Origin of the sequence: Pseudomonas sp. B21-041 (assembly GCF_024748675.1) — a bacterium.
In the GTDB taxonomy this organism is placed as follows: domain Bacteria; phylum Pseudomonadota; class Gammaproteobacteria; order Pseudomonadales; family Pseudomonadaceae; genus Aquipseudomonas; species Aquipseudomonas neuropathica.
In genome coordinates, this window is record NZ_CP087175.1 from 168,961 (window position 1) to 193,198 (window position 24,238).

Genomic DNA, 24,238 nt, shown 5'->3' on the forward strand with positions numbered 1-24,238 from the left:
CGCGATAGCGGTGTGTCAGTCAACACATACATTGGCTGACCCAACGCTATCGCGAGCAGGCTCACTCCTACAGAGGTTAATGATTGCGTCCGGCGCACTTATAAGCTGCCAATAAGTCAATTTTCGTCATTGCTAAGCCCGACTAAGATGCTCCGGTATTTTTCCCTCCGGAGTGTGTATTCATGACATCCCTGTCGGCTGCGGTGCCCATCGCCGCGGCCAGCCCGGCGACGGCGGCCGCGCCACCGGTGTTCGGGGCGCGGATCATCATTGGCCTGGTCGGCGTGCTGCTGGCGGTGCTGGTGTCGGGCCTCAACGAGATGGTCACCAAGGTGGCCCTGGCCGACATCCGTGGCGGGTTGCACATCGGTTACGACGAAGGCACCTGGCTGGTCGCCAGCTACACCGCCACCTCGGTCGCAGCCATGGCCTTCGCGCCGTGGTGTTCGGTGACCTTCTCGTTGCGCCGCTTCACCCTCTGCGCGATCAGCCTGTTCACCTTGCTTGGCGTGCTGTGCCCGTTTGCACCGAACTACGAAAGTCTGCTGCTGATGCGCACTTTGCAGGGGCTGGCCGGCGGTGCGTTACCGCCGATGCTGATGACCGTCGCCCTGCGCTTTTTGCCGGCGAACATCAAGCTTTACGGTCTGGCCGGCTACGCACTGACGGCGACATTCGGCCCGGGTCTCGGCACGCCGCTGGCCGGTTTATGGACCGAATACGTCGGTTGGCAATGGACGTTCTGGCAGATCATCGTGCCGTGCCTGATCGCTATGGCGATGGTCGCGTGGGGTATTCCGCAGGACTCGCTGCGTTTGGAACGCCTCAAATCGTTCAACTGGAAGGGCCTGCTGCTGGGCTTTCCGGCGATCTGCATGTTGGTGATCGGTTTGTTGCAGGGCAATCGGCTGGACTGGTTCGAGTCGAGCCTGATCTGTGGATTGCTCGGCGCCGGCTCGCTGCTGCTGGTGGCGTTCCTGATCAACGAGTGGTCGCAGCCGATCCCGTTTTTCAAATTGCAGATGCTCGGTATTCGTAACCTGTCGTTCGCCTTGATGACGTTGGCCGGTGTGCTGGTCGTTCTGCAGGCGGTGGTGTTGATTCCGTCGAGTTATCTGGCACAGGTGCAGGGTTATCGCCCGGCGCAGACCGCACCGATCATGCTGATCGCCGCGTTGCCGCAACTGATTGCGCTGCCGTTGGTGGCAGCGTTGTGCAACCTGCGCTGGGTCGATTGCCGCTGGGTGCTCGGGATCGGTTTGAGCATGCTGGTGCTGTCCTGCCTCGGTGGCTCGCTGCTGACCGCGGAATGGATTCGCGACAATTTCTACGTCCTGCAATGGCTGCAGATCTTTGGTCAACCGATGTCAGTGTTGCCGCTGTTGATGCTCTCGACCGGCAGCATCCAGCCAACGGACGGTCCGTTTGCCTCGGCGTGGTTCAACACCGTGAAAGGTCTGGCAGCGGTGGTCGCCACCGGGGCGCTTGAGGCGCTGACCACGGCGCGCCTGCATTTTCACTCGACCATGTTGGTCGACAGCCTCGGCAATTCGCCGCTGGCCGACCGCAGCGATCCGGGCCTCGCCCATCGCCTGCACGAGCAGGCCGTGGTGCTGACCTCTTCCGATCTCTACGTGTGCATGGCCGGCGTCGCGGTGGCGTTGATCCTGCTGATTTTCTGGCTGCCGACGCGGATCTTTCCGCCCCGCGCACCGACCTGATTGCTGCACTGAACAATGAAGGTTTTTATGACGACTCAAGCAAAGCAAAAACTCGCAGTGGCTGTAGCGGCCGCGCTGGCTGTCGGCGTGCTGGTATACCTGGCATTCCCCGGTGTGTTTGGTAAACGCACCCAGCAAAACACCAACGACGCCTTTGTCTCTGCCGACTACACGCTCGTCGTGCCGCGCGTGGCCGGGTTTATCAAGGAAGTCTTGGTGGAGGACAACCAGCAAGTGAAGGCGGGCCAGTTGCTGGCGCTGATCGATGATCGCGACTTGCGCGCTTCAGCTGAGGCAGCGGACGCGCAAACCCTGGTCGCGCGGGCGCAGTTGCAGAATGCCAAAGCGACGCTGGAGCGCCAGACTTCGGTGATCGCCCAGGCGCAAGCCTCGGTGGTGTCTGCCAAGGCTGAAATGGCCTTTGCCCAGCAGGAATTGAACCGCTACAACCACTTGGCGGGCGTCGGCGCCGGCACCGTGCAAAACGCGCAACAGGCGCGCACTCGCATCGATCAGGCCACGGCTCATCTCGACACCGCCACGGCGAAACTGGCGGCAGAGCGCAAGCAAGTCGACATTCTTACCGCTCAACGAGATGCGGCCGAAGGCAGTTTGAAACACGCACAAGCGGCACTGGAAATCGCCAGTTTCGAACTCTCCTACACGCGCATCACCGCACCGCAGGACGGCATGATCGGCGAGCGCGCCGTGCGCGTCGGCGCCTATGTGACGCCGGGCAGCAAGCTGCTGGCGGTGGTGCCGTTGCAGCAGGCGTATGTCGTGGCGAATTTTCAGGAGACGCAACTGACGGACGTGCAGCCGGGGCAAGAGGTGCAGGTGCGCGTCGACAGCCTTGGTGGCGAAGCCTTGAGCGGTCGCGTGGAAAGTATTGCACCAGCCACAGGCGTGACCTTTGCGGCGGTGAAACCGGACAACGCGACGGGTAATTTCACCAAGGTGGTGCAGCGGATTCCGGTGAAGATCATGCTGGAACCGGGTCAGCCATTGGCCGAGCGCTTGCGCGTGGGGATGTCGGTGGAGGCGAGTATTGATACGGGCAGTTCAGAGAAATCCGTGCGTGAGGTGACCCAGCGATGATGGGTGGTAATTCGACTGGCCTCATCGCTGGCAAGCCAGCTCCCACAGGTTCCGTCGGTAGGGCTCAACAATTTGGACAACCTGCACAATCCCTGTGGGAGCTGGCTTGCCAGCGATGGGGTCTGTGGCAGCCACTCACCTTCAGTGCCTTGCTCGCAGTAAGCCTCACTGCCTGCACCGTAGGCCCGGACTTCCACAAGCCCGAAACCACGCAAATCGCTGACTGGAGCAAACCCGCCAAGTCCGCCCCCAGCCAAGCCGTCAGCGAACCTCTCAACGAACGCTGGTGGGAAGTCTTCCACGACGCGCAACTCTCCGCGCTCACTCAACGTGCGGTGAAGAGCAACCTCGACCTGCAACTGGCCAGCAGCCGCCTGCAACAAAGCCGCGCCGCTCGCCAGGTGATCACCGCCGACCGTTATCCGAACACCGCCGCCACTGGCAGCTACGCGCGCAAACGCAACAGCGGCGAAGGCCTGAACGACCCGTCCGGACGCAACGGCGATTCCGCGTTCAACCTGTGGGACGCCGGTTTCTCCGCCTCATGGGAACTGGATTTCTGGGGCCGCGTGCGCCGCGAAACCGAAGCTGCCGATGCTAACCTCGAAGTCGCCGAAAACGACCGTCGCGGCGTGTTGCTGGCCGTGCTCGCCGATACCGCACAAAACTACATTCAGCTGCGCGGCGTGCAGAACACTCGCGCGGTCACCGAGCAAAACCTCGATGTTGCCCGGCACAGCCTCAAGCTCTCGCAACTGCGCCTGGCCGACGGCGTGGCGACTGACCTCGACGTTGCCGAAGCCGCCGCGCAAGTCGCCGCGATCGAGTCGCGCCTGCCCGCGCTGGAACAGCGCCAATCGCAACTGATCAACGCGATCAGCCTGTTGATGGGCGAACCGCCACAGGCATTGGCCAAGGAGTTATCCACAGACGCCGCCGTGCCGCAGTCGCCGCTGCAAGTCGCCATCGGCCTGCCGTCGCAACTGGCCGAACGCCGCCCTGACATCCGCCAGGCCGAAGCGCGCCTGCACGCTGCCACTGCCAATATCGGCGTGGCCAAGGGCGATTTCTATCCGCGCATCACCCTGTCCGGCAACCTCGGCTCGCAAGCCATGCAGCTCAGCGACTTTGGCTCGTGGGGTTCGCGGGCCTTCGGCATCGGCCCGCAATTCAGTTTGCCGTTATTCGACGGCGGACGCCTGCGCGGCGTGCTGCAACTGCGCGAAGCGCAACAGCAGGAAGCGGCCGTTGCCTACCAGCAAACCGTACTGCGTGCCTGGCACGAAATCGACGATCAACTGACCGCCTACAACGCCAGTCAACGCCGCCGCGACAGCCTCGCCGAAGCCGTACGCCAGAACCAGATCGCCCTGCGCACTGCGCAACAGCAATACGTCGAAGGCGTGGTCGATTTCGTCAACGTCCTCACCGTGCAAAGCGCGCTGCTGGCGACGCAGGAACAGTGGGTGGAGAGCTCCACCGGCGTGTCGCTGGCCATGGTCGGGCTGTACAAGGCGTTGGGCGGGGGATGGCAGTCGGTTTACCCGGAAGGGCAAATGGCGGCAATGGCGCCGGGCGTCGTGAAAGCACAAACCGACATCGACGGTTCTGCCGTGGCTGACCTAAAGTGATGGGCAGGTTGGCGCGTCATACTCTCGTGGCGCTGCGGCGCGGCAAGAGGCAGCAATGTCGGTCAACAGAGTCACGCCAATGGGCGACACGCAAGATCCGTTTGCCGCGCCCGGCTCCTGGTTCGGCAGCTTGCGCTGGGTGCGCTGGATAAAAAATCACTGGCTATGGCCGATCCTGGCGCTGGCCGCATTCGTGCGTTTTTACGATCTGACCGCGGCAGCGATCTGGGGCGATGAAGGTTCCAGTCTGCTGCTGGCGCGCTATTCGCTGAGTGAAATCTGGCAGCACGCGGCATTCGATGTGCATCCACCGCTGTACTTCATGCTGCTGCATGGCTGGGTCGAATTGTTCGGGGATGGCATTCTGGCGGTCCGCTCTCTCAGTGCGCTGGCCGGCATTGCGGCGGTGGGGCTGGGCGTGTGGCTGGTGGATCGCCTGGCCACCCGTCGCGCAGCGTTCATCGCCGGTGTGTTGCTGGCGCTGTTGCCGACCGCGGTGCGCTACAGCCAGGAAGTGCGCATGTACGCGCTGCTCGGGGCGCTGCTGCTCGCCGCGAGCCTGGCGCTGGTCTACTGGATCCGCCGCCCGCAACGCCAGCGCTATCTGGTGTATTACCTGCTGCTGATGAGCGCGGCGCTCTACACCCACTATTTCGCATTGCTCGCGGCGCTGTGTCACTGGCTTTATCTGATCGCGATCCGCGTACAGCGTGGTTACCGGTTCCGGCACATCCAGCGCTGGAACTGGTGGCTGGCGAACCTGGCCATCGTTGCTTTGTATCTGCCTTGGCTGCCCAACCTGCTTGCTTTGATGCAGCACATGCAGCAGCTCGAGGCCGGTGGCGACGTCGGTTGGGAGCCTGCCGTTACGTTGAGTTCGCTGCCGTCGATGATCTGGTCATGGCTGATTCAGGACGATGGTGAAAGTTTGCCGTGGCTGATTTTCGCGGCGTTGCCGTTGGCGATGTTGGGGCTGGCAGTCATTGCTGTGATGCGCGATCGCAGCGTGTCGCGCGGCAGCATTCTGTTGGCGCTGTACACCGGTTTGCCGCTATTGCTGGTGTATCTGGTGTCGTTCATTACGCCAGTGTTCATCGAACGTTATCTGACGGCGTACGCCCTTGGCTTGCCGATGCTGACGGCGTTGGCCATCGACCGTTTGTACAGCCGTGTGCGGATTTTTGCCTTGGCGGTACTGGTGTTGCTGATCGCGGTGGAGCTGGTCGGCGTAAACAACAACGCCACGGTCGACACTCATGATCAACTCGACACGGTCGTGAAGTACGTCAACCAGCATTTCCTGCCGGGTGATCGCATCGTCACCAGCGACATGCTCTGGTATCTGAGCTACGTCTACTACGATCGCACCGGGGCGAAGGTGCGCCTCTTTACTCCGCCGAAAGCCGATGGCCAATCAACGCGGCCAAATGAATACGGGTTCGGCACGCTGGTGACGCCCGATGTCTATCTGGACAGCCTGACGGAGTTGCCCGCCGGAGGCCGGGTCTGGCTGGTCGGAACCGTCGACCAACCGCAAGAGTTTTCACCGCTGCCCGCAGCCTGGCAGGCCAGCGCTGAAGTCCACGCGGGCGGGATGCAGGCACGCTTGTTTGTGGCCAAGTCTGCGGGTGGATAAGCGGGTCAGGACTTGCCGGACAAATCCGCCATCCCCTTGAGCAACTCAATCGGCAACGGAAAGACAATCGTCGAACTCTTGTCCCCGGCAATCGAACTCAGGGTCTGCATATAGCGCAACTGCATTGCCCCAGGCTGTCGGCCAAGCATTTCCGCCGCTTGCATGAGTTTTTCCGAGGCCTGCAATTCGCCCTCGGCGTGAATCACCTTGGCCCGCCGCTCGCGCTCGGCTTCAGCCTGTTTGGCAATCGCCCGCACCATCGATTCGTTGAGATCGACATGCTTGATCTCGACGTTGGCGACCTTGATCCCCCAGGCATCGGTCTGCGCATCGAGCACCTGTTGGATGTCGATATTCAACTGCTCGCGTTCAGCCAACAGTTCATCCAGTTCGTGTTTGCCGAGCACTGCACGCAATGTGGTTTGGGCCAGTTGACTGGTGGCCGAAAGATAATCTTCAACCTGAATAATCGCCTTCTGTGGATCAAGCACGCGGAAATACAGCACGGCGTTGACCTTCACCGACACGTTGTCGCGGGTGATCACATCTTGCGGTGGCACATCGAGAACCACCGTGCGCAGGTCGACCCGAACCATTTGCTGGACCACCGGAATCAGCAGGATCAGGCCGGGACCTTTGACTTGCCAGAAGCGGCCAAGCTGAAACACCACGCCGCGCTCGTATTCACGCAGAATGCGAAACGTCGAACCGGCCAAGGCAATGACCAGTAACAGCAGCGCAACAAAACCGATTTGCAGACCCATGATCACTCTCCGAGTGGCGCCGCGTCAGCCGCGGCCACTTGCAGCAACAATCCCTTGCGACCCACCACGCGCACCGATTGCCCGGTTAGCAGCGGGGTGGCGCTGAGCACCTGCCAGCGCTCACCTTGCAGTTGCACCCAGCCATTATGGGCATCGCCCGGTTGCACCGTGGTGATCGCGGTGACACTGCCGAGCAGGCCGGCGTCGCCACTGACCGCGTGACGCGGGCGGGTTTTCAGGGCGCGGATCACCAGTCCGATCAACAGCAGGGCGCTGATCAGACCGAGGCCGATCATCATCGGCACCGGCAACTCGGCGTTGCTCAGAATCAGCGCACCGATGACGAACATGATGATGCCGCCCAGCCCGATAACGCCGTAATTGGGCAGCGCCGCTTCGGCGATCAGAAAGACGATGCCCAAGGTAATCAGCCACAAACCGGCCGGACTCATTGGCGGCAACGGGGTGTCAGCGGCGAGGGCTGAGCCGCTGATCAGCAGGAGCAAGGCAAGCGCACAACATCGGCTGTTCACGTGACCCTCCGCGAGCGTCATGTCTGGTTCTTACAGTCTAGTTGAGGGTTGCGCTGGTTGAATTTTGATCAGTGTGAGGATGTGTCCAGTGAGCGGATTTCCCTGCATCGACGGCCCGCCGAACTAGACTCAAAAGCACGGCAACCACCGTTCAGCGCAACATCGAGGTGCATCATGCGTATGGCAAGAAAGGTGCAGAGCAGCCTGAACCGGGCGCACTGCGAATACGACATCGTCGCCCACCGGCATTCATCGAGCAGCCTGGAAACCGCACGGGTCGCCGGGGTGCCCGCCGAGCGCGTGGCCAAATCGATCATCCTCGACGACCACCACGGGCACTACCTGATGGCCGTGCTGCCGGCCAGTCGTCATCTGGACCTGAGCAAGGTACGGACCAGCGGCGAATGGCAACTGACCCGCGAAAGCAATCTGGCGCACATCTTCGACGACTGTGAGCGCGGCGCGGTGCCGCCGCTGGGTGACTCCTATGGCCTGGACATGGTCATCGACCCGTTGCTGACGCGGCAGAAGGATATTTATCTGGAGGCGGGCAACCACAACTACTTGCTGCACATGAGCATGCCGGAGTTTCTGAAAATGGTGCCGCATGCCGAGGTGCGGGAGTTGAGTGATTAGGCTTTGTGGCGCCGGCACTGAGGCCTTCGCGAGCCTGCTCGCGAATAATCTTCCACACACCCCGTTTTTGAAGGAACTCAGCAATGGAGCAACCAATCCACACTCTCCCATCCCTGTTCAAACAACTCGGCCTGGACAACGACCCGACCAGCATCGACCAATTCATCACCACCCATTCCCCGCTCAAACCCGAACTGCATTTGGCTGATGCGTTTTTCTGGACGAAGAGCCAAGCGGAGTTTTTACGGGACGAGATTCTGGATGACGCCGACTGGGCGGAGGTGGTGGATCAGTTGGATGTGTTGTTGCGTAAGGGCAGAAATGTGTAAAAAAAATTGCAGGAAAAGGCTGAAATGTAAAAAAAACATGCGCGATGTAAAAAAAACTGGGCTTTAATCGTCGCAGTGAATTTTTTATGTGGACGATGACGATGCCAACTGTTGGATATGCCCACCTGCGCGATGCGCTGAAGCTTAATGCATTTGCCCCCAAGCGCATTGCGATGATCAAACCGGTTACCCGGATTACCTTGATCGGTGAGTGTCTAGCGGTTCCAAACGGCGTCGCGCCGGCACAGGGTTCGACACTTGAGCACATCTTGTTTGCTCTGAAGCATGAGGGAATAAACCTGTGCATTCTTGCTCAGGCGCTTGAAACCGTTGAAGCGGACGAGTTGCTAGGTGAGTTGAGCCGATCACCTAACGGGGTATTTATCCGCAAGGCCTGTTTTCTTTGGGAAAGTTTCACGGGCAAACAGCTGGAATATTCCGTACCGGTTCGGGGCAACGTTGTCGCTTTGTTTGATCCCAAGCGTTATGTCACCGGGCCTGCAATTCGAAATAGTCGTTGGCGGGTAGATTTTAACGGGTTGGGGTCAATGCGTTACTGCGCCACAGTCGAGCGTACGACGGAGCTGCAGGCGCTGCTTGATCTGGACATCCTTGGTCGAGTCCAGGCTTTTATGGCGACGTTGCCGCCGGAAATGATGGATCGGGCAATCAATTGGGCCTATCTGCATGAGACCCGCGATTCTTTCGCCATTGAGAAAGAAGAGCCCAACGAAGAAAAGTCGCGCCGTTTTGTTCGGCTTCTCCGCCAAGCCCATGAGCGAACAGAGTTGAGCGAAGACTATTTGGTCGAGTTGCAGAACAGTACGGTTTCCAATCCTTTCGATAAAGCTGTGCTTTTCCGTCATGAACAGAACCATTTACACAACGGCTTGAGAGGCGCAGCTGGCGTCAGCTATGTCCCGCCTCCACCGCAATTGTGCAGGGAGTTGATGGACGAGTTGATGAGTTTTGCCAATCACTCAGCCAAGCAGGTTGATCCGTTGATAGCAGCAGCGGTTGTGGCTTTCGGGTTTGTCTTTCTTCACCCGTTCATGGATGGCAATGGTCGACTTTCACGTTTCCTGATTCACCAGACGCTTTGCCACTCTGGCGCTCTAAAAAATGGTTTGTTGTTACCGGTTTCCGTAGCGATGAAACACGAAGAGTCTGGCTATCTCGAAGCGTTAAAGGAGTTCTCGAAACCAGCAAGAGAGTTCTGGAATGTCACTTGGCTGGACGCTGATCAGATGGCTTTCGATTTTATTGGGCACGACTCAATCTATCGATTCTGGGACGGGACTCAATGTGCAGAATTTACCTTGCAGATGGCCTTGCGAGCATTGGAAGTGGAGCTGCGCGAGGAGACCGAGTTTCTTGAAAAATACGACTACGTCATCAAAGAGGTGAATGGGCGTTTTGACGTACGGGGGAGCGACCTCTCGAAACTGGTAATGATGTGTCTGGATAACGGTAACAAAGTTTCAAAGCATCGACGTAAGCAGTTCCAGTTCAGCGTGCCGGAGGAGGTTTTCGATTTCATTGAGCAGATAGCGGGTGATTTCGATTCGGTAGGCTAACCCTGAACAGGCAATTTGTTTCAAAACTTGACTGAAATTCCCCTCCAATGCGATATTGATAGTTAGCAAACTAACAGTGTGCATTTCCCCTTGCCGAACGATCTCGACGCTCTCCAGATGAACATCAGCAGTGCCATGGTGGTAGCCGCCAGGCATTGGCGGAAGATCTGCCAGACCACGCTGGTCAACTATGGAATCTCCGAAGCCTGCGCCGTGCCGCTGTTGATGATCGGCCGCTTGGGCGAGGGCGTGCGCCAGGTGCAAGTGGCGCAGGCGGCCGGGATGGAGAGTCCGTCGCTGGTGCGTCTGCTCGATCAGCTCTGCCATTCCGGCTACGTCTGCCGCACCGAGGATGCCCAGGATCGCCGGGCCAAATGCCTGAGCCTGACCGACACCGGGCGTGAACTGGTGCAGGCTGTCGAGATCGAACTGGTGCGCTTGCGTCATGAGGTGCTCGAAGGCATCGAGCAAAGCGATCTGGAAGCTACGCTTCGGGTACTCAGAGCTTTTGAGGCGGCCAGCCCGCCTTTGGTGGTCAATTCTTGAACGGTTTTTTCTCTGGCATCCCGCCGGCCCGTGACTGGTTTTATGGGGTGCGAACTTTTGCAGCGTCGATGATCGCGCTGTACATCGCCTTGCTCATGCAAATGCCGCGTCCATATTGGGCGATGGCCACGGTGTATATCGTTTCCAGCCCGTTTCTCGGGCCGACCAGTTCCAAGGCCTTATACCGCGCCATCGGGACTTTTCTCGGTGCCGCGGCGGCGGTTTTTTTCGTGCCGATGTTCGTGCAGAGCCCGTATGTGCTGGTGGTAGTCATCGCGCTGTGGACGGGCATTTTGTTGTTCCTGTCCCTGCAACTGCGCACGGCCAACAACTATGCATTGATGCTCGCCGGTTACACCCTGCCGCTGATTGCCTTGCCGGTGGTGGATAACCCGCTGGCGGTGTGGGACGTAGCAGAGGCGCGCACCGAAGAGATTTTCCTCGGCATCGCTGTCGCCGCCGTGGTTGGTGCGATGTTCTGGCCGCGTCGTCTGGCCCCGGTGTTCAACGATGCCGTGAGCAAGTGGTTCGCCGACGCAACGACCTATAGCCTGAAATTCCTCAGTCGCGACGTGCAGCCCGAAGAAGTCACTGCGCTGCGCATGGCCATGGTTGCCAACTTCAACAGCCTCGAATTGATGATCGGCCAGTTGCCCCACGAAGGCGCGCGACCGCAAACCGTGCGCAACACCAAGGAATTGCGCGGGCGCATGATTCATCTATTACCGGTGATCGATGCGCTGGAAGATTCGCTCTACGCCCTCGAACGGCGCACGCCGGAACTGGTGGAAAAGTTCGAACCGCTGCTGGCTGCAACCCGTGAATGGCTCGCTCATCAGGACGCCGATCTCGACCGCTGGCAAGCGCTGAAAGATCAGCTCGAAGCCCTGCAACCGAGTGCCGAAGCACTGCAAGACCGCAAACAACTGCTGTTCTCCAACTCGATTTATCGCCTCGGCGAATTCATCGATTTATGGCAGGACTGCCGCAGTCTGCAGGACGCGATTCTCTGCGAGCGCCAGGACAGCTGGCGCGCGGTCTACCGTCACTGGCGCCTCGGTCGTCTGACGCCGTTCATTGATCGTGGGCTGATGCTCTACTCGGCGGCCTCGACCGTTCTGGCGATCATTACCGCCTCGGTGCTGTGGATTCTGCTCGGCTGGCCGGACGGCGGCAGCGCGGTGATTCTCGCCGCGGTGGCCTGTAGCTTCTTCGCTTCGATGGACGACCCGGCACCGCAGATTTACCGGTTCTTTTTCTGGACCGGCATGTCGGTATTGTTCGCCAGCCTTTATCTGTTTTTGATTCTGCCCAACCTGCATGACTTCCCGATGCTGGTGCTGGCGTTTTCCATCCCGTTCATCTGCGTCGGCACCCTGACGGTGCAGCCGCGGTTCTTCCTCGGCATGCTGCTGACGCTGGTTAACACCTCCTCATTCATCAGTATTCAGGGGGCTTACGACGCGGACTTTTTTGCCTTCGTGAACTCCAACCTGGCGGGTCCGTTAGGGCTGTTGTTCGCGTTTATCTGGACGCTGGTCGCACGCCCGTTCGGCGCCGAACTGGCGGCCAAACGCCTGACCCGCTTCAGCTGGAAAGACATCGTCGACATGACCGAACCGGCCAACCTTGCCGAACACCGCAAATTGGGCGTGCAGTTGCTCGATCGACTGATGCAGCACCTGCCGCGTCTGGCCCTCACCGGCCAGGACACCGGCATCGCCATGCGCGAAGTGCGGGTGGGCCTGAACCTGCTCGATTTGCTCGCCTACACCCCACGGGTGACCGGCGCGCCGAACGCGCTGTTGCAGCAAGTGGTCAGTGAAGTCGGCGAGTATTTCCGCGCCTGCCTCAAGGCTGGCGAACGCTTGCCGGCGCCAGCGCCGCTGTTGATGACCCTCGATCGCACTCGTCGCGCACTCAATGGCCACGGCGACGATGAAACCCGTCTGAACCTGCTGCACGCCTTGAGCGGTTTGCGTCTGGCGCTGTTGCCCGGCGTCGAATTCGTCGCCAGTGCCGACTCCGAAGAACCGCTGCCCGATGGAGCGCCCCTATGATCGGTGATCTGGACATCAGCGGCATTTTCCTGCCGACCCTGCTGGTGTTGATGGGCATCACTTATGTGCTGTTTTTGCTGGTGCATGCCGTGCTTACGCGTGTGCACTTTTACCGTCTGGTCTGGCACCGGGCATTGTTCAACGTGGCCCTCTACGCGGTACTGCTGTACGGCGTGGACTCACTCAGTCGATACCTGATGACATGAAAAAACCGTTTTTGACCATCGGTCGCGTGGTACTGACCCTGCTGATCGTGACTTTTGCCGTTGTCCTCGTCTGGCGCATGGTGATGTATTACATGTTTGCGCCGTGGACCCGTGACGGCCACATTCGCGCCGACATCATCCAGATCGCTCCGGACGTGTCCGGGTTGATCCAGCAGGTTGAGGTGAAAGACAACCAGTTGATCAAACGCGGCCAGGTGCTGTTCAGCATCGATCAGGACCGTTTCAAACTGGCTCTGCGTCAGGCCAAAGCGGCTGTCGCTGATCGCGAAGAAACCCTCGCTCAAGCCCAGCGCGAAGCCAAGCGTAACCGTGGCCTCGGCAACCTCGTGCCGGCCGAGCAACTGGAAGAAAGCCAGTCGAAGGTCGCCCGCGCGCAATCGGCACTGGCCGAAGCCATGGTCACCGTGGACAGCGCTCAGCTCAACCTCGACCGCTCAGTGATCCGCAGCCCGGTGGACGGCTACGTCAACGACCGTGCGCCGCGTCCGCAGGAATTCGTTACCGCCGGGCGTCCGGTGTTGTCGGTGGTCGACAGCAATTCGTTTCACATCGACGGCTATTTCGAAGAGACCAAACTCGACGGCATTCATGTTGGCCAGTCGGTGGATATTCGTGTGATCGGCGACCGCGCCAAACTGCGCGGGCATGTTGAAAGCATCGTCGCCGGTATCGAAGACCGCGACCGTACCAGCGGCAGCAATCTGTTGCCGAACGTCAACCCGGCGTTCAGCTGGGTGCGGCTGGCGCAGCGGATTCCAGTGCGGATCGCCTTTGATGATGTGCCTGAAGATTTCCGCATGATTGCCGGGCGCACTGCCACCGTTTCGATCATCGAAGACTCAAAGGTCGACGATAAAAAGCAGGAGCCCGCGCAATGAGCAGGGCGCTGATGATCGCCGGGTTGGGCGTGATGCTCTCGGCCTGTCAGATGGTCGGGCCGGACTATCAGGTGCCTGAGGATGCAGCGGTTCAGCGCAAGGATTTTCAGGGCGAACTGGCGGTTGCCGGAAAACCGGTCGTCTCGGCGCCGGTGCCAGCGGATTGGTGGCGTCTTTATAAGGATGCGCGGCTGGATCAACTGGTACAGCAGGCCATGGCCTCCAACACCGATTTGCGCGTCGCGGCGGCGAACCTGCAACGGGCTCGAGCTCAGGTCGATGAGGCCGAAGCAGCGGGCGGCTGGAGCGCAGGTGTGAAGATGGGCGCGCAGCGTTTGCAAGAGTCTGGTCAGGCATTCTTGCTGCCGGAAAAAGTCCCGGTCGATAACGTCGGCGACATCGGCATCAGCGCTTCTTATCAGTTCGATCTGTGGGGCACTTTGCAACGCGGCATCGAAGGCGCAAAGGCCAATGCCGATGCGACCCAAGCCGCAGCGGATACGGCGCGTATCACCTTGGTGGCGGACGTGGTTCGCGCTTACACCCAAGTCTGCGCGGCCAACGAAGAACGGGAAATTGCCCAGCACTCCCTCGACCTGCAATCGCAAAGCACCACGCTGATTCAGCGTTTGCGTGACGCCGGACGTGGCGACGAAACCCAGGTCACCCGTTCGCAAACCCAATTCAAATCCCTGCGCGCCGACCTGCCGCGCTATGAAGCGGCGCGTCAGGCCGGGCTGTTCCGTCTGTCGATGCTGCTGGCAAAACCGGTCGATCAATTGCCGGCCGGTACCGCCACCTGCGCAGAACTGCCGAAAATCGCTCAACTGGTGCCAGTCGGCGATGGCGCTGCGCTGCTCAAACGTCGCCCGGACATTCGCCAGGCCGAACGTCGTCTGGCCGCTTCGACCGCCGGGATCGGCGTCGCCACGGGCGAGTTGTATCCGGACATCAGTATCGGCGCGACCATCGGCACTGTTGGTCTCATCGATGACTTGGGTGATCCGTCGACCAACCGCTGGGGCTTTGGCCCGTCGCTGAGCTGGAAGGTGCCGACCAACGGCGCCCGCGCTCGAATCCGCGAGGCAGAAGCGGCGACCCAAGGCGCACTGGCGCACTTCGATGGCGTGGTGCTCAACGCCATTCGTGAAACCCAGACCGGTCTGGCCCAGTACAGCGCGCTGCTGCAACGCCGCGATGCGCTGGCCGATGCCGAGCAATCGGCAAAACTGGCCGCCGACCAGACCCACCGCTTCTTCCAGGCCGGCCGCGAGTCGTTCCTCGCCGACCTGCAAGCAACGCGCACCTACACCGATGTCACCGCGCAACTGGCCGCCGCCAACACCCAGGTCGCCATGAGCCAGATCGATTTGTTCCTCGCCCTCGGCGGCGGTTGGGAAAGCGGACGAACGCACGCTGCAAGCCCCAGCAAACCCTGAGGCCGTTGCTATGCTTTGAAGTGTTGGAGGGGCGCCCCGAGCAAGGCGCCCTTTCAGCGCACATTGCTAGCGCTGGTCTAGGGGAAACCAATAATGAAAAACCCTTACGCTCTCGGCTTCTGGTGCGCCATCGCAGCGCTGGTGCTGCTCTCGGCGACCTATTTCTACGGCATCATGCTGGCCCACCAGATCGACAAGGCCATGGTTTTCCTCGACAGCGCCGTCGCGCTGATTGCGGTCATGGCCATCGTCGTGGTCGCCTGGGCGTCGGTTCAGGTGCAACGCGTGAAGAAGCGGCAGCTTGAACAGGGCAAGACCCTGGTGCTGATCTGGGACACCAAAGTCGCCCTGCGCCGGGTCGAAACCGTGTTCGACCGGTATTTCTGGGGCAGTTACTGGCAGCCGGGGCGCACCTTCGCCGAAGTCATGGGCGAACTCACCGGCACGCCGCTGGAAAAAAGTCTCGAAGCGCTGAAAAAGCAGTGCCTGGAACTCGACAAGCAGATCGATGACGAGGGCTGGCACTGGCTCAACAATGCCCGCGAATTGTCCGATGTCGCTACAGCCATGGCCCGCGAGCGTTATCAACTGGATTTCTGCGACCCGCGCGCCGAGGGGCCGGGCGGGGCCGTGATCGATCGGGACTTTGAAGTGCTGGTGTACACCTGGACCGCGCGGCTCAAAAGCTTTGATCATCAGTTGGATGAGATCGAGGTTCAGTATTCCTGATTTTTGCCTGAATCATCTGGCCCCTTCGCGAGCAGGCTCGCTCCCACAGGTACAGTATTGTCCTTGTGGGAGCGAGCCTGCTCGCGAAGGCGGACTGAAAAACACCGAAACTCTTCCAACCTGTCGACTGTCCATTCCCCCCATAGACACTCTTTAACCTTTAAACATTGGGCCAGCTCACGCGCCCGGTGCTAATCTCCACCGCTGAATTCAGCGCAGTCGAGCCGCGACCCGGTCACGGGTTCAGGGAAGACGACCACACTCACAGCCACGGAAATCGATCAGGTCATTCATGAATAAATCAGCAGGCGTGCTCCTCGGAATTGTTGTTGCCATCGGCGCGATCAGCGCGGGCGGGGCCTGGTACACCGGGACCAAAATCGAAGGCGTGTTGAACAACGCCGTCAGCAACGCCAACAAAGAGCTGCAAACCGCGATGGCCGGCTCCAACGGCACCGCATCGCTGGAGCTGGTGTCGCTGGATCGCCACACCTTCACCAGCACCGCGCACTATCGCCTCAAGGGTGAAGGCGAGATGTTCGGTGATGCGCCGGTCGAACTGCTGTTCGTCGACCACATCGAACACGGTCCGCTGCCGTTCTCGCGTCTGGTTTCGCTGAAATGGCTGCCGGTCATGGCCACCAGCAACTACGAACTGGAAAAGAATCCGGCTACCGAGAAGTGGTTCGCCGCCACCAAGGGCGCCGCGCCGCTCAAAGGCGTGACCAGCATCGGCTACGACGAGTCCACCACCAGCACTCTCGACCTGCTGCCGTTCGAAACTGCGCTGGATGAGCAATCGAGTCTGAAATTTTCCGGCCTGACCATGAACATCTCCGCTAACGCCAAAGCGCAGAAGGTCAAGGCAGACGGCTACATGGATAACCTGAAACTGGTTACTGTGGCTGAAGACCAGGCGCCGGTGCAGGTCGAGCTCAACGGTCTGACCCTGGCCAGCAACCTCGCCAAGAGCAGCTACGGCTACTACACCGGGGAAAACACTCTGGAGCTGACCAACAGCAAAACCACCTTCGGCACCAAGCAATCGGTGCTCGGTGTGAAGAACTTCGAAATGAAGAACCTCACCGAAGAAAACGGCAGCAATGCCTCTGGCCGTGCCGATTACAAGGTTGGCGAAGTCAGCCTCAACGACAAGAAAATCGGCTCGGCCAATATGGCCATGAGCCTGAAAAACCTCGACATCCCGTCGACCATGTCGCTGATGCAGATCTACCAGACTAAATTGCAGCCGTATGAAAAAGCCGCGGCCGAGGCTGCAGCCCAAGGCTTGCCAGCGCCGGAGCTGAACCTCACCGAAGCTGAAAACGCCCAGGTCAAAGCCGACCTGCAGAAATTGCTGGCCGCCGGCCCACAGATTGCGCTGGAGAACCTGACGTTCAACACCGCCAACGGCGAGAGCAAGGCCAATCTGGTGATCGACCTGACCAAGCCGCAATCGATGGATTTGCCGCCGGATCAACTGGGCAAACAACTGATTGCATTGCTGGATCTGAATATCCAGGTGTCCAAGCCGATGCTGGTCGATCTGCTCAGTGTGCAGGCGCAACTCGACGGCCAGACCGATGCCAAAGCCATCGTCGATCAGTCCAAGGAAGCGGCCGACATGTTTGCGGGCATGGCGGTCGGTTCGCAGTTGGCCGTCGTCGACGGCACCAATGTCGTGACCAAGCTGCATTACGCCGCCAATCAGGTCGAATTCAACGGCCAGAAGATGACCGTCGAGCAGTTCGTCGGCTTCCTGATGAGCAAGTTCGCAGGCGTCACGCAAGTGCAGTAATTCTGCGTTCTTAATAGCAGCGCCCGGCCTCTGTATCGCACAGACGCCGGGCGTTTTGCTGTCTGGCGTTCGGGTTTTCGGCTGAACCACCAGCACGATTCTGAACAATTATTGTGTTCTGGATATTGCTCTGTGCTTGCGTGCAAAACTGCCTGACTAAGCTTGGCCGTTGCATGTGCATTGGCGGCCACCGTTACGAATGGGCAAGGAGGGCATTGCGACCCGGCTGGCCATGTAAGGATGCTGACGAATGCCGCGTATTGATGTTCCCGTATTACATCGTGGTTTACGCCCTTTGTTTCGAGTCGCGCTGTGCAGCCAGTTGCTCTGGCCGGCACTGGCGTTTGCCGACACACCCTACGATCAAATGGTGCGCGACGCCCGTGCCGGGCAATACACGCCTGCGCTAACGGTTTTGCGGCAGGTGCCACCCGGCCAATCGACCACCGGGCAGATCAGCGATCACCTGCAAATTGCCAGTTGGGCCGGACTCGACGCCGAAGTGGTGCAAGTCTATGAAACCCAGGGCCGCGACCACGTGCTGCCGGTTCAGGCGCTGACCGCCACCGCCCGCGCCTATCGCAATCTCAAACGTTGGGATCAAGCCACGCAGGTCTACAACAAGGCTTTGGCGCTGGAGCCGGACAACGCCGACCTGCAACTGGGCCTGGCCCTGACTCAGGCTGACGCCGGTAAACCCGACGAAGCGGTGACCCGCGCCAAAGCGCTGGTCGCGGCCAAGCCCGATGATCCGTCGCGCCGTCTCGCCTTGGGCTATGCCCTGACCCGTGACAACAAACCTTACGATGCCCTGTTCGAATACGATCAGGCCTTCAAGCGCGCCGGCAGCAAGCCGGAAGTCGCTCGCGAATACGTGGTTGCTCTGCAAAAGGCGCGTTTGCCGGAACCGGCGTTGCGTATGGCCAATCAGCGCCCGGGGTTGATCGATCCGGTCACGTTGCGTCGCCTCGAAGGTGATCTGGCCGCCGAGCGCGTGCGCCTCGCCGAACTCGCCACCCGCAGCGAAAAAGAACGCTACGTCATCGCCGACCGAGCGCTGGTCGATTACGACAAACTGCTCGCCACCTGGACACCGGATGCCACGGCGCACGACGACGTGATTCGCTGGCGCATCGATCGCATGGGCGCGCTCAAGGCCCGGGCGCGCACCGCCGACGTCATCACTGAATACCAAAAGCTGCAAGCCGAAGGCGTGAAGATTCCGACCTACGCACTGCGTTGGGTAGCGGCGTCGTATCTGGATCAACGCCAGCCGGAAATCGCCACGGACTTGTATCGCCAAGTGCTTGCGGCGCCGGATGCCGATGTCGGCGACCGACTCGTAGACACCACAGCGCTGTACTACTCGCTGCTGGAAAGCGACCGCGCTGATGAGGCGCGCAAAGTCGCCGAGGACGCCGCCAAGTCCCAGCGTCCGCGTGTCGAACTCAAGGGCTTGCCGATCGGCAACCCCAATGATGAATGGATGGACGCCCAGCAACTGGCGGCGCAGGCCGGCACTTACAGCGCTGACTTGCCCCACGGTGAGGAGCGCTTGCAGACGCTGGTCGATCAGGCGCCGGGTAACGTCGGTTTGCGTCTGGCTCAGGCCGATTTATACCTGGCCCGTAACTGGCCGCGCCGCGCAGAAATGCAGCTCAAGGAAACCGAGAGCATGGTGCCACGCGCCATGGGACTGGAAATTGGCCAGGCCCACACCGCGATGGAATTACAGGAATGGCGGCAAATGGATGCGCTGACCGACGACGTCGTCGCCCGTTATCCGGATAACCGCCAGGTACAGCGTCTGGCCCGTGAGCGCGAAGTGCACGACATGTCCGAGCTGCGCGTCGAAGCCTACGGCGGCAAGGCCAACGGTGGTGGCAGCGGTGATGCCGGTGCTGTCAGCGGCAGCCGCGATTTCGGTATCCAGACCACCCTGTACAGCCCGCCCATCAATGAAGACTGGCGCGTGTTCGCCGGGGTCGGTTATGCCACCGGCGACTTCGCCGAAGGCACCGGTCACCACCGCTTTCAGCGTGTTGGCCTGGAACGCCGCACTCGTGACATGACCCTTGAAGCCGAAGTGTCCAATCACGATTACGGTTTCGGCGACAAACAGGGCGCGCGGCTGGCGATCGCCCGCGACATCAACGACCATTGGCAGTACGGCGGCAGCCTCGAATACCTCTCGGCTGAGACACCATTGCGCGCGCTCAACAGCGACATCAAGGCCAACGGCGGCAGCGGTTTCATCCGCTGGCGCGCCAACGAAAGCCGCGAGTGGCGCCTGTCGGTAAGCCCGTCGCACTTCAGCGACGGCAACAACCGCGTCGAAGCCTTGCTCACCGGCCGTGAGGGCGTCTACAGCGCGCCGAACGTGCAGGTCGACGCCGGTCTGGAGGTCGGCACCAGCCACAACTCCAAGTCTGATGATGTGCCGTACTTCAACCCCAAATCCGACTTCAGCGTGATGCCGCTGGTCAACGTCAATCACGTGCTCTACCACCGCTACGAAACCTCCTGGAGCCAACAATTCCAAGCCGGAGCAGGCACGTACAGCCAGCGTGAGCACGGCACCGGCGGCATGGCCCTGCTCGGTTACGGCCAACGTTACGCCTGGAACGACGTGTTCGAAGTGGGCGGTTTGTTCAGTGTGATCAACCGGCCTTACGACGGTGATCGGGAGACCGATCTGCGTCTGCTCGTCGACCTCACTTTCCGCTTCTAGAAGAGTTTGAAGATGCCTTTGATTTCGCGTTTCATCCTTCTGCTGGGAGCGCTGCTGGTCAGCGCCTGCGCCCAGCAAGCTCCGGCCTTTGCGCCGCCATCCGAGCGTCCGCTGGCGGCCAGCGAAAAACCGTGGCCGAAAAATCACGTGCTCGGCATTGCCTATCACGACGTTGAAGACCGCGATCCCGATCAGGCCGTGGTGGCGGTGCGCACCGAGCGCATGATCGAGCAGCTCGCGTGGTTGCGCGAGAACGGCTACAAACCGGTCACCGTCGACCAGATCATGGCCGCGCGCAAGGGCGGCCCGGAGCTGCCGGCGAAAGCGATCCTGCTCAGCTTCGACGACGGCTATTCGAGCTTTTACACCCGCGTACTGCCGGTGCTGCGCGCCTATAACTGGCACGCGCTGCTGGCACCGGTCGGCAGCTGGATCGACACGCCGCTCAATCAACCGGTGGATTTTGCCGGTGCGCCGCGTGCGCGTTCCGACTTCCTGACCTGGGATCAGATTCGCGAAATCTCGCAATCCGGTCTGGTGGAAATTGCCGCGCACACCGACGCCAACCACAAAGGGATCCTGGCCAACCCGCAGGGCAACCTGCAGCCTGCTGCCGCGACCCGGCGCTATGATCCGCTGACCAAACGTTATGAGTCCGAGGCCGAATTCCAAGCACGGATTCGCACCGACGTGAACAACATCTCGGAAAAAATCCGCAAGGTCACCGGCAAGAAACCACGCGTCTGGGTCTGGCCGTATGGCGCGGCGGACGGCACATCGCTGACGGTGGTTGGCGAGGAGGGCTACGAAATGGCCCTGACCCTCGAAGACGGTCTCGACGCCCTCGACAACCTGATGAGCAGCCCGCGCTTTCTCGTTGCTTCGGATCCTGACGGCGAGCGTTTCGCCAACAGTATCGTCGACGTGCAGTCGGATTTCGTCATGCGCGTTGTGCATGTTGATCTGGACAACGTTTACGACCCGGATCCGGCGCAGCAGGACATCAACCTCGGAAAACTGGTGCAGCGCATCGCTGACTTGGGCGCCAACACGGTGTTCCTGCAAGCCTTCGCCGATCCCAAGGGCGATGGCCTGGTGCATTCGCTGTACTTCCCCAACCGTCACTTGCCGGTGCGTGCGGATATTTTTAACCGCGTCGCCTGGCAACTACGTACCCGCGCTAACGTGAAGGTCTTCGCGTGGATGCCGGTGCTGAGTTTTGGTCTCGACTCGAAACTGCCGCGCGTGACCCGTTGGGACCCGAAAACCGGCATCACCTCGGTGGATCCGGATCAGTACCAACGCTTGTCGCCGTTCGATCCTGAAGTGCGACGGATCATCGGTGAAATCTACGAAGACGTGGCGCGCCTGACCTCGGTCAACGGCATTCTTTACCACGATGACGCGGTACTGTCGGATTTCGAAGATGCCGGCCCTGAAGCCCTGAAAGCCTACGCTGCCCACGGCTTGCCGGGTTCGATTGCAGCATTGCGCGACGATCCGGCAGCGATGCAGCGCTGGACGCGCTTCAAGAGCCAATACCTCATTGACTTCACCAACGAGCTGACCGCCAAAGTCCGTGCGATCCGCGGCCCGCAGGTGCTGACCGCACGCAATATTTTCGCCGAGCCAATGCTCAATCCCGAGAGCGAAGCATGGTACGCACAGAACCTCGATGACTTCTTGCAGACCTACGACTGGACCGCGCCGATGGCCATGCCGCTGATGGAAAAACAGACCCAGGCAGAGTCCGGCCCGTGGCTGGAAGCGTTGGTGGCTACAGTCAGGAAACGCCCCGGCGCGCTGGATCGTACGGTGTTCGAATTGCAGGCACGCGACTGGACGAAAAAGGATCAGGCCGACATTGGCGGTGCCCTTCTGGCTGACTGGATGGGTCGCCTCAAGCGTCAGGGCGCGACCAGTTTCGGTTACTACCCGGACAACTTCCTCGACAACCTGCCGGACCTGAAAACCGTAAGGCCTGCACTCTCCAACAAATGGAATCCATAACATGCTGGATAGACTGTTAGCCCTGCTTGTTCTGGCGCTCGTCCTCGGCGTGCCGCTGGGGCTGATCTTCCTGGTCACCGGGCAGTTCCTGATGGACTTCGTGTTCTTCTACCCGCTGTTCATGTCCGGGTTGTGGATTGCCGGCGGCCTGTATTTCTGGCTGCACTGGGAGCGCCACTGGCCATGGCAGGACGACACCCTGCCGCCGCCACTGGAAGGCGAGCCGCTGATCTCGATCCTGATTCCTTGCTACAACGAAGGTGACAACGCTGCCGACACCATCCATGCGGCGCTGGCCCAGCATTATCCGAACATCGAAGTTATCGCGATCAACGACGGCTCGAAGGACAACACCGCCGAAGTGCTCGATGCGCTGGCCAAGGAAGATCCACGTTTGCGCGTGCTGCATCTGGCGGAAAACCAGGGCAAGGCTGTCGCGCTGCGTATGGGGGCGATCGCTGCGCGTAGTGAGTATCTGGTGTGCATCGATGGTGATGCGTTGCTGGCGCCGAACACCGCGGCGTATCTGGTCGCGCCGATGCTGGATAACGCACGCCTTGGCGCGGTGACCGGTAACCCGCGGATCCGAACGCGCTCGACGCTGGTCGGGCGGGTGCAGGTCGGTGAGTTCTCATCGATCATCGGCTTGATCAAGCGCACGCAACGGGTATTCGGGCGGATTTTTACCGTCTCCGGGGTGATCGTCGCGTTCCGCCGTACCGCGTTGAACCGCGTCGGTTACTGGAGCCCGGACATGATCACCGAAGACATCGATATCAGCTGGAAGCTGCAACTGGATCACTGGAGCATCTTCTACGAGCCACGCGCGCTGTGCTGGATCCTCATGCCGGAAACCCTCGGCGGTCTGTGGAAGCAACGACTGCGCTGGGCGCAGGGCGGCGCCGAAGTGCTGTTCAAGAATATTCGTGGCATCTGGCAGTACCGCCATCGTTACCTGTGGCCGCTGCTCTTCGAATACTGCCTGTCGACCGGTTGGGCGTTCACCTTCCTGTTGTCGGTGATCTTCTGGGCCGTTGGCAAATTTGTGGTCATGCCGGAGGCGATCGCGGTGGATCACCTGATGCCGCCGGCATTTACCGGGTTGCTGCTGGCCTTCGTCTGCCTGGTGCAGTTCGCGGTAAGCATCGTCATCGATCGGCGCTATGAGCCGGGATTGGGCCGCACGATGTTCTGGGTGGTCTGGTATCCGTTGGTGTTCTGGCTAATCAGCCTGCTGACCACGTTGGTCAGCTTCCCCAAAGTGCTGTTCGGTCAACATCAGAAACGTGCGCGTTGGGTCAGTCCTGATCGGGGCATCAAACCGATCGGCGACGACGAAGAGGAGGTCATCAAATGAAAATCATCCGGACTCGCCAGCGGCCCTTTCTGGTAGTGATCGATGTGATCCTCACCGTGGTGGCCTGGGTTGGCCTGCTGTTTCTGCTGATCCGTGGCTTATGGCCGCTGATCGAAACTCACGCGGGCGGGCCGCTGCTCGATAAATCGGCGTTCGACGCGCTGGGCACCCTGCAGATTTATCTGTGGATTGCCTTGGTCAACGCGGTGATTCTGATTTCCTGGGCGCGCTATCAGCAGCGCAAAAGCCGCAGCTTCGCCCAGCGCCGCTTGCCATCGCCGGTGATTGACGATGAAGGGCTGAGCAAGAGTTTCAAACTCTGCGATGACCGCTTTCAGAAGTTGCGCACGCCAGGGGTGATGACCATTCATAACGATCAGGAGGGTGACATCAGCCATGTGGTGACACATTTCTGGCCGGTTCAGCCGCAGGAACTGCCACCGCCGCTGGCACCACTGGAGCATCCGCGGGTGATTTTTCTGCATGCCGAGGATGACGACAATCGCGAACCTCTTCCCCGTTAATTGATCGTTCCCAC

General features: G+C 60.3%; 20 protein-coding genes. 18 read left to right on the forward strand and 2 right to left on the reverse strand.

What is annotated here, in order from left to right; translation table 11 throughout:
• The first annotated feature begins 182 nt into the window (after positions 1-182).
• The 4 genes from LOY43_RS00725 to LOY43_RS00740 are packed head-to-tail and all read left to right on the forward strand — an operon-like array spanning position 183 to position 6,086.
• Positions 183-1,721: an MFS transporter gene (locus tag LOY43_RS00725; protein ID WP_095047029.1), complete on the forward strand. Its 1,539-nt coding sequence runs from the start codon at positions 183-185 to the stop codon at positions 1,719-1,721.
• 27 nt (positions 1,722-1,748) lie between these two features.
• Positions 1,749-2,819 (forward strand): HlyD family secretion protein, encoded by a 1,071-nt coding sequence (locus tag LOY43_RS00730; protein ID WP_258709054.1) that lies wholly within the window; start codon positions 1,749-1,751, stop codon positions 2,817-2,819.
• Positions 2,816-4,450 (forward strand): efflux transporter outer membrane subunit, encoded by a 1,635-nt coding sequence (locus LOY43_RS00735; protein ID WP_258709055.1) that lies wholly within the window; start codon positions 2,816-2,818, stop codon positions 4,448-4,450. Before LOY43_RS00730 ends, LOY43_RS00735 begins: the two co-directional genes overlap by 4 nt.
• 55 nt (positions 4,451-4,505) lie before the next feature.
• A complete protein-coding gene (locus LOY43_RS00740; protein ID WP_258709056.1) occupies positions 4,506-6,086 on the forward strand; it encodes a glycosyltransferase family 39 protein in 1,581 nt (526 codons plus the stop codon).
• Between the two features lie 5 nt (positions 6,087-6,091).
• Here LOY43_RS00740 and LOY43_RS00745 read toward each other — a convergent pair whose 3' ends face one another.
• Complete coding sequence (locus LOY43_RS00745; RefSeq protein WP_007917711.1) at positions 6,092-6,850, reverse strand: slipin family protein; 759 nt, start codon at positions 6,848-6,850, stop codon at positions 6,092-6,094.
• A gap of 2 nt (positions 6,851-6,852) precedes the next feature.
• Positions 6,853-7,383, reverse strand: coding sequence for an NfeD family protein (locus LOY43_RS00750; protein ID WP_258709057.1), 531 nt, complete (start codon positions 7,381-7,383; stop codon positions 6,853-6,855).
• Between the two features lie 174 nt (positions 7,384-7,557).
• Between LOY43_RS00750 and LOY43_RS00755 the strand changes: the two genes are divergently transcribed.
• The 14 genes from LOY43_RS00755 (at position 7,558) to pgaD (ending at position 24,224) form a co-directional block, all read left to right on the forward strand.
• Positions 7,558-8,019 carry an aminoacyl-tRNA deacylase gene (locus tag LOY43_RS00755; RefSeq protein ID WP_093440296.1) on the forward strand — a complete coding sequence of 154 codons (462 nt, stop codon included), beginning with the start codon at positions 7,558-7,560 and terminating at the stop codon, positions 8,017-8,019.
• 83 nt (positions 8,020-8,102) lie between these two features.
• Positions 8,103-8,348 carry a DUF2789 domain-containing protein gene (locus LOY43_RS00760; RefSeq protein WP_258709058.1) on the forward strand — a complete coding sequence of 82 codons (246 nt, stop codon included), beginning with the start codon at positions 8,103-8,105 and terminating at the stop codon, positions 8,346-8,348.
• A gap of 86 nt (positions 8,349-8,434) precedes the next feature.
• A complete protein-coding gene (locus tag LOY43_RS00765; RefSeq protein ID WP_095047035.1) occupies positions 8,435-9,925 on the forward strand; it encodes a Fic family protein in 1,491 nt (496 codons plus the stop codon).
• A gap of 117 nt (positions 9,926-10,042) precedes the next feature.
• Positions 10,043-10,471: a MarR family winged helix-turn-helix transcriptional regulator gene (locus LOY43_RS00770; protein WP_127925375.1), complete on the forward strand. Its 429-nt coding sequence runs from the start codon at positions 10,043-10,045 to the stop codon at positions 10,469-10,471.
• A complete protein-coding gene (locus tag LOY43_RS00775) occupies positions 10,468-12,531 on the forward strand; it encodes an FUSC family protein (RefSeq protein ID WP_095047036.1) in 2,064 nt (687 codons plus the stop codon). Before LOY43_RS00770 ends, LOY43_RS00775 begins: the two co-directional genes overlap by 4 nt.
• Positions 12,528-12,737 (forward strand): DUF1656 domain-containing protein, encoded by a 210-nt coding sequence (locus LOY43_RS00780; protein ID WP_007917703.1) that lies wholly within the window; start codon positions 12,528-12,530, stop codon positions 12,735-12,737. Before LOY43_RS00775 ends, LOY43_RS00780 begins: the two co-directional genes overlap by 4 nt.
• Positions 12,734-13,636: an HlyD family secretion protein gene (locus LOY43_RS00785; protein ID WP_064389057.1), complete on the forward strand. Its 903-nt coding sequence runs from the start codon at positions 12,734-12,736 to the stop codon at positions 13,634-13,636. The genes LOY43_RS00780 and LOY43_RS00785 overlap by 4 nt, the downstream gene beginning before the upstream one ends.
• Complete coding sequence (locus LOY43_RS00790) at positions 13,633-15,075, forward strand: efflux transporter outer membrane subunit (RefSeq protein ID WP_095047037.1); 1,443 nt, start codon at positions 13,633-13,635, stop codon at positions 15,073-15,075. The genes LOY43_RS00785 and LOY43_RS00790 overlap by 4 nt, the downstream gene beginning before the upstream one ends.
• Positions 15,076-15,168: 93 nt before the next feature.
• Positions 15,169-15,804: an NADH:ubiquinone oxidoreductase subunit N gene (locus LOY43_RS00795; protein ID WP_095126610.1), complete on the forward strand. Its 636-nt coding sequence runs from the start codon at positions 15,169-15,171 to the stop codon at positions 15,802-15,804.
• A 292-nt stretch (positions 15,805-16,096) separates the two neighbouring features.
• Positions 16,097-17,602 (forward strand): YdgA family protein, encoded by a 1,506-nt coding sequence (locus LOY43_RS00800; protein ID WP_258709059.1) that lies wholly within the window; start codon positions 16,097-16,099, stop codon positions 17,600-17,602.
• A gap of 250 nt (positions 17,603-17,852) precedes the next feature.
• Positions 17,853-20,333 (forward strand): poly-beta-1,6 N-acetyl-D-glucosamine export porin PgaA, encoded by a 2,481-nt coding sequence (gene pgaA, locus LOY43_RS00805; protein ID WP_258709060.1) that lies wholly within the window; start codon positions 17,853-17,855, stop codon positions 20,331-20,333.
• A 12-nt stretch (positions 20,334-20,345) separates the two neighbouring features.
• A complete protein-coding gene (pgaB, locus tag LOY43_RS00810; protein ID WP_258709061.1) occupies positions 20,346-22,343 on the forward strand; it encodes a poly-beta-1,6-N-acetyl-D-glucosamine N-deacetylase PgaB in 1,998 nt (665 codons plus the stop codon).
• 1 nt (position 22,344) lies between these two features.
• Positions 22,345-23,700, forward strand: coding sequence for a poly-beta-1,6-N-acetyl-D-glucosamine synthase (pgaC, locus tag LOY43_RS00815; protein ID WP_258709062.1), 1,356 nt, complete (start codon positions 22,345-22,347; stop codon positions 23,698-23,700).
• Positions 23,697-24,224, forward strand: a complete 528-nt coding sequence (gene pgaD / locus LOY43_RS00820) for a poly-beta-1,6-N-acetyl-D-glucosamine biosynthesis protein PgaD (protein WP_095047043.1) — start codon at positions 23,697-23,699, stop codon at positions 24,222-24,224. The genes pgaC and pgaD overlap by 4 nt, the downstream gene beginning before the upstream one ends.
• Positions 24,225-24,238: the final 14 nt, after the last annotated feature.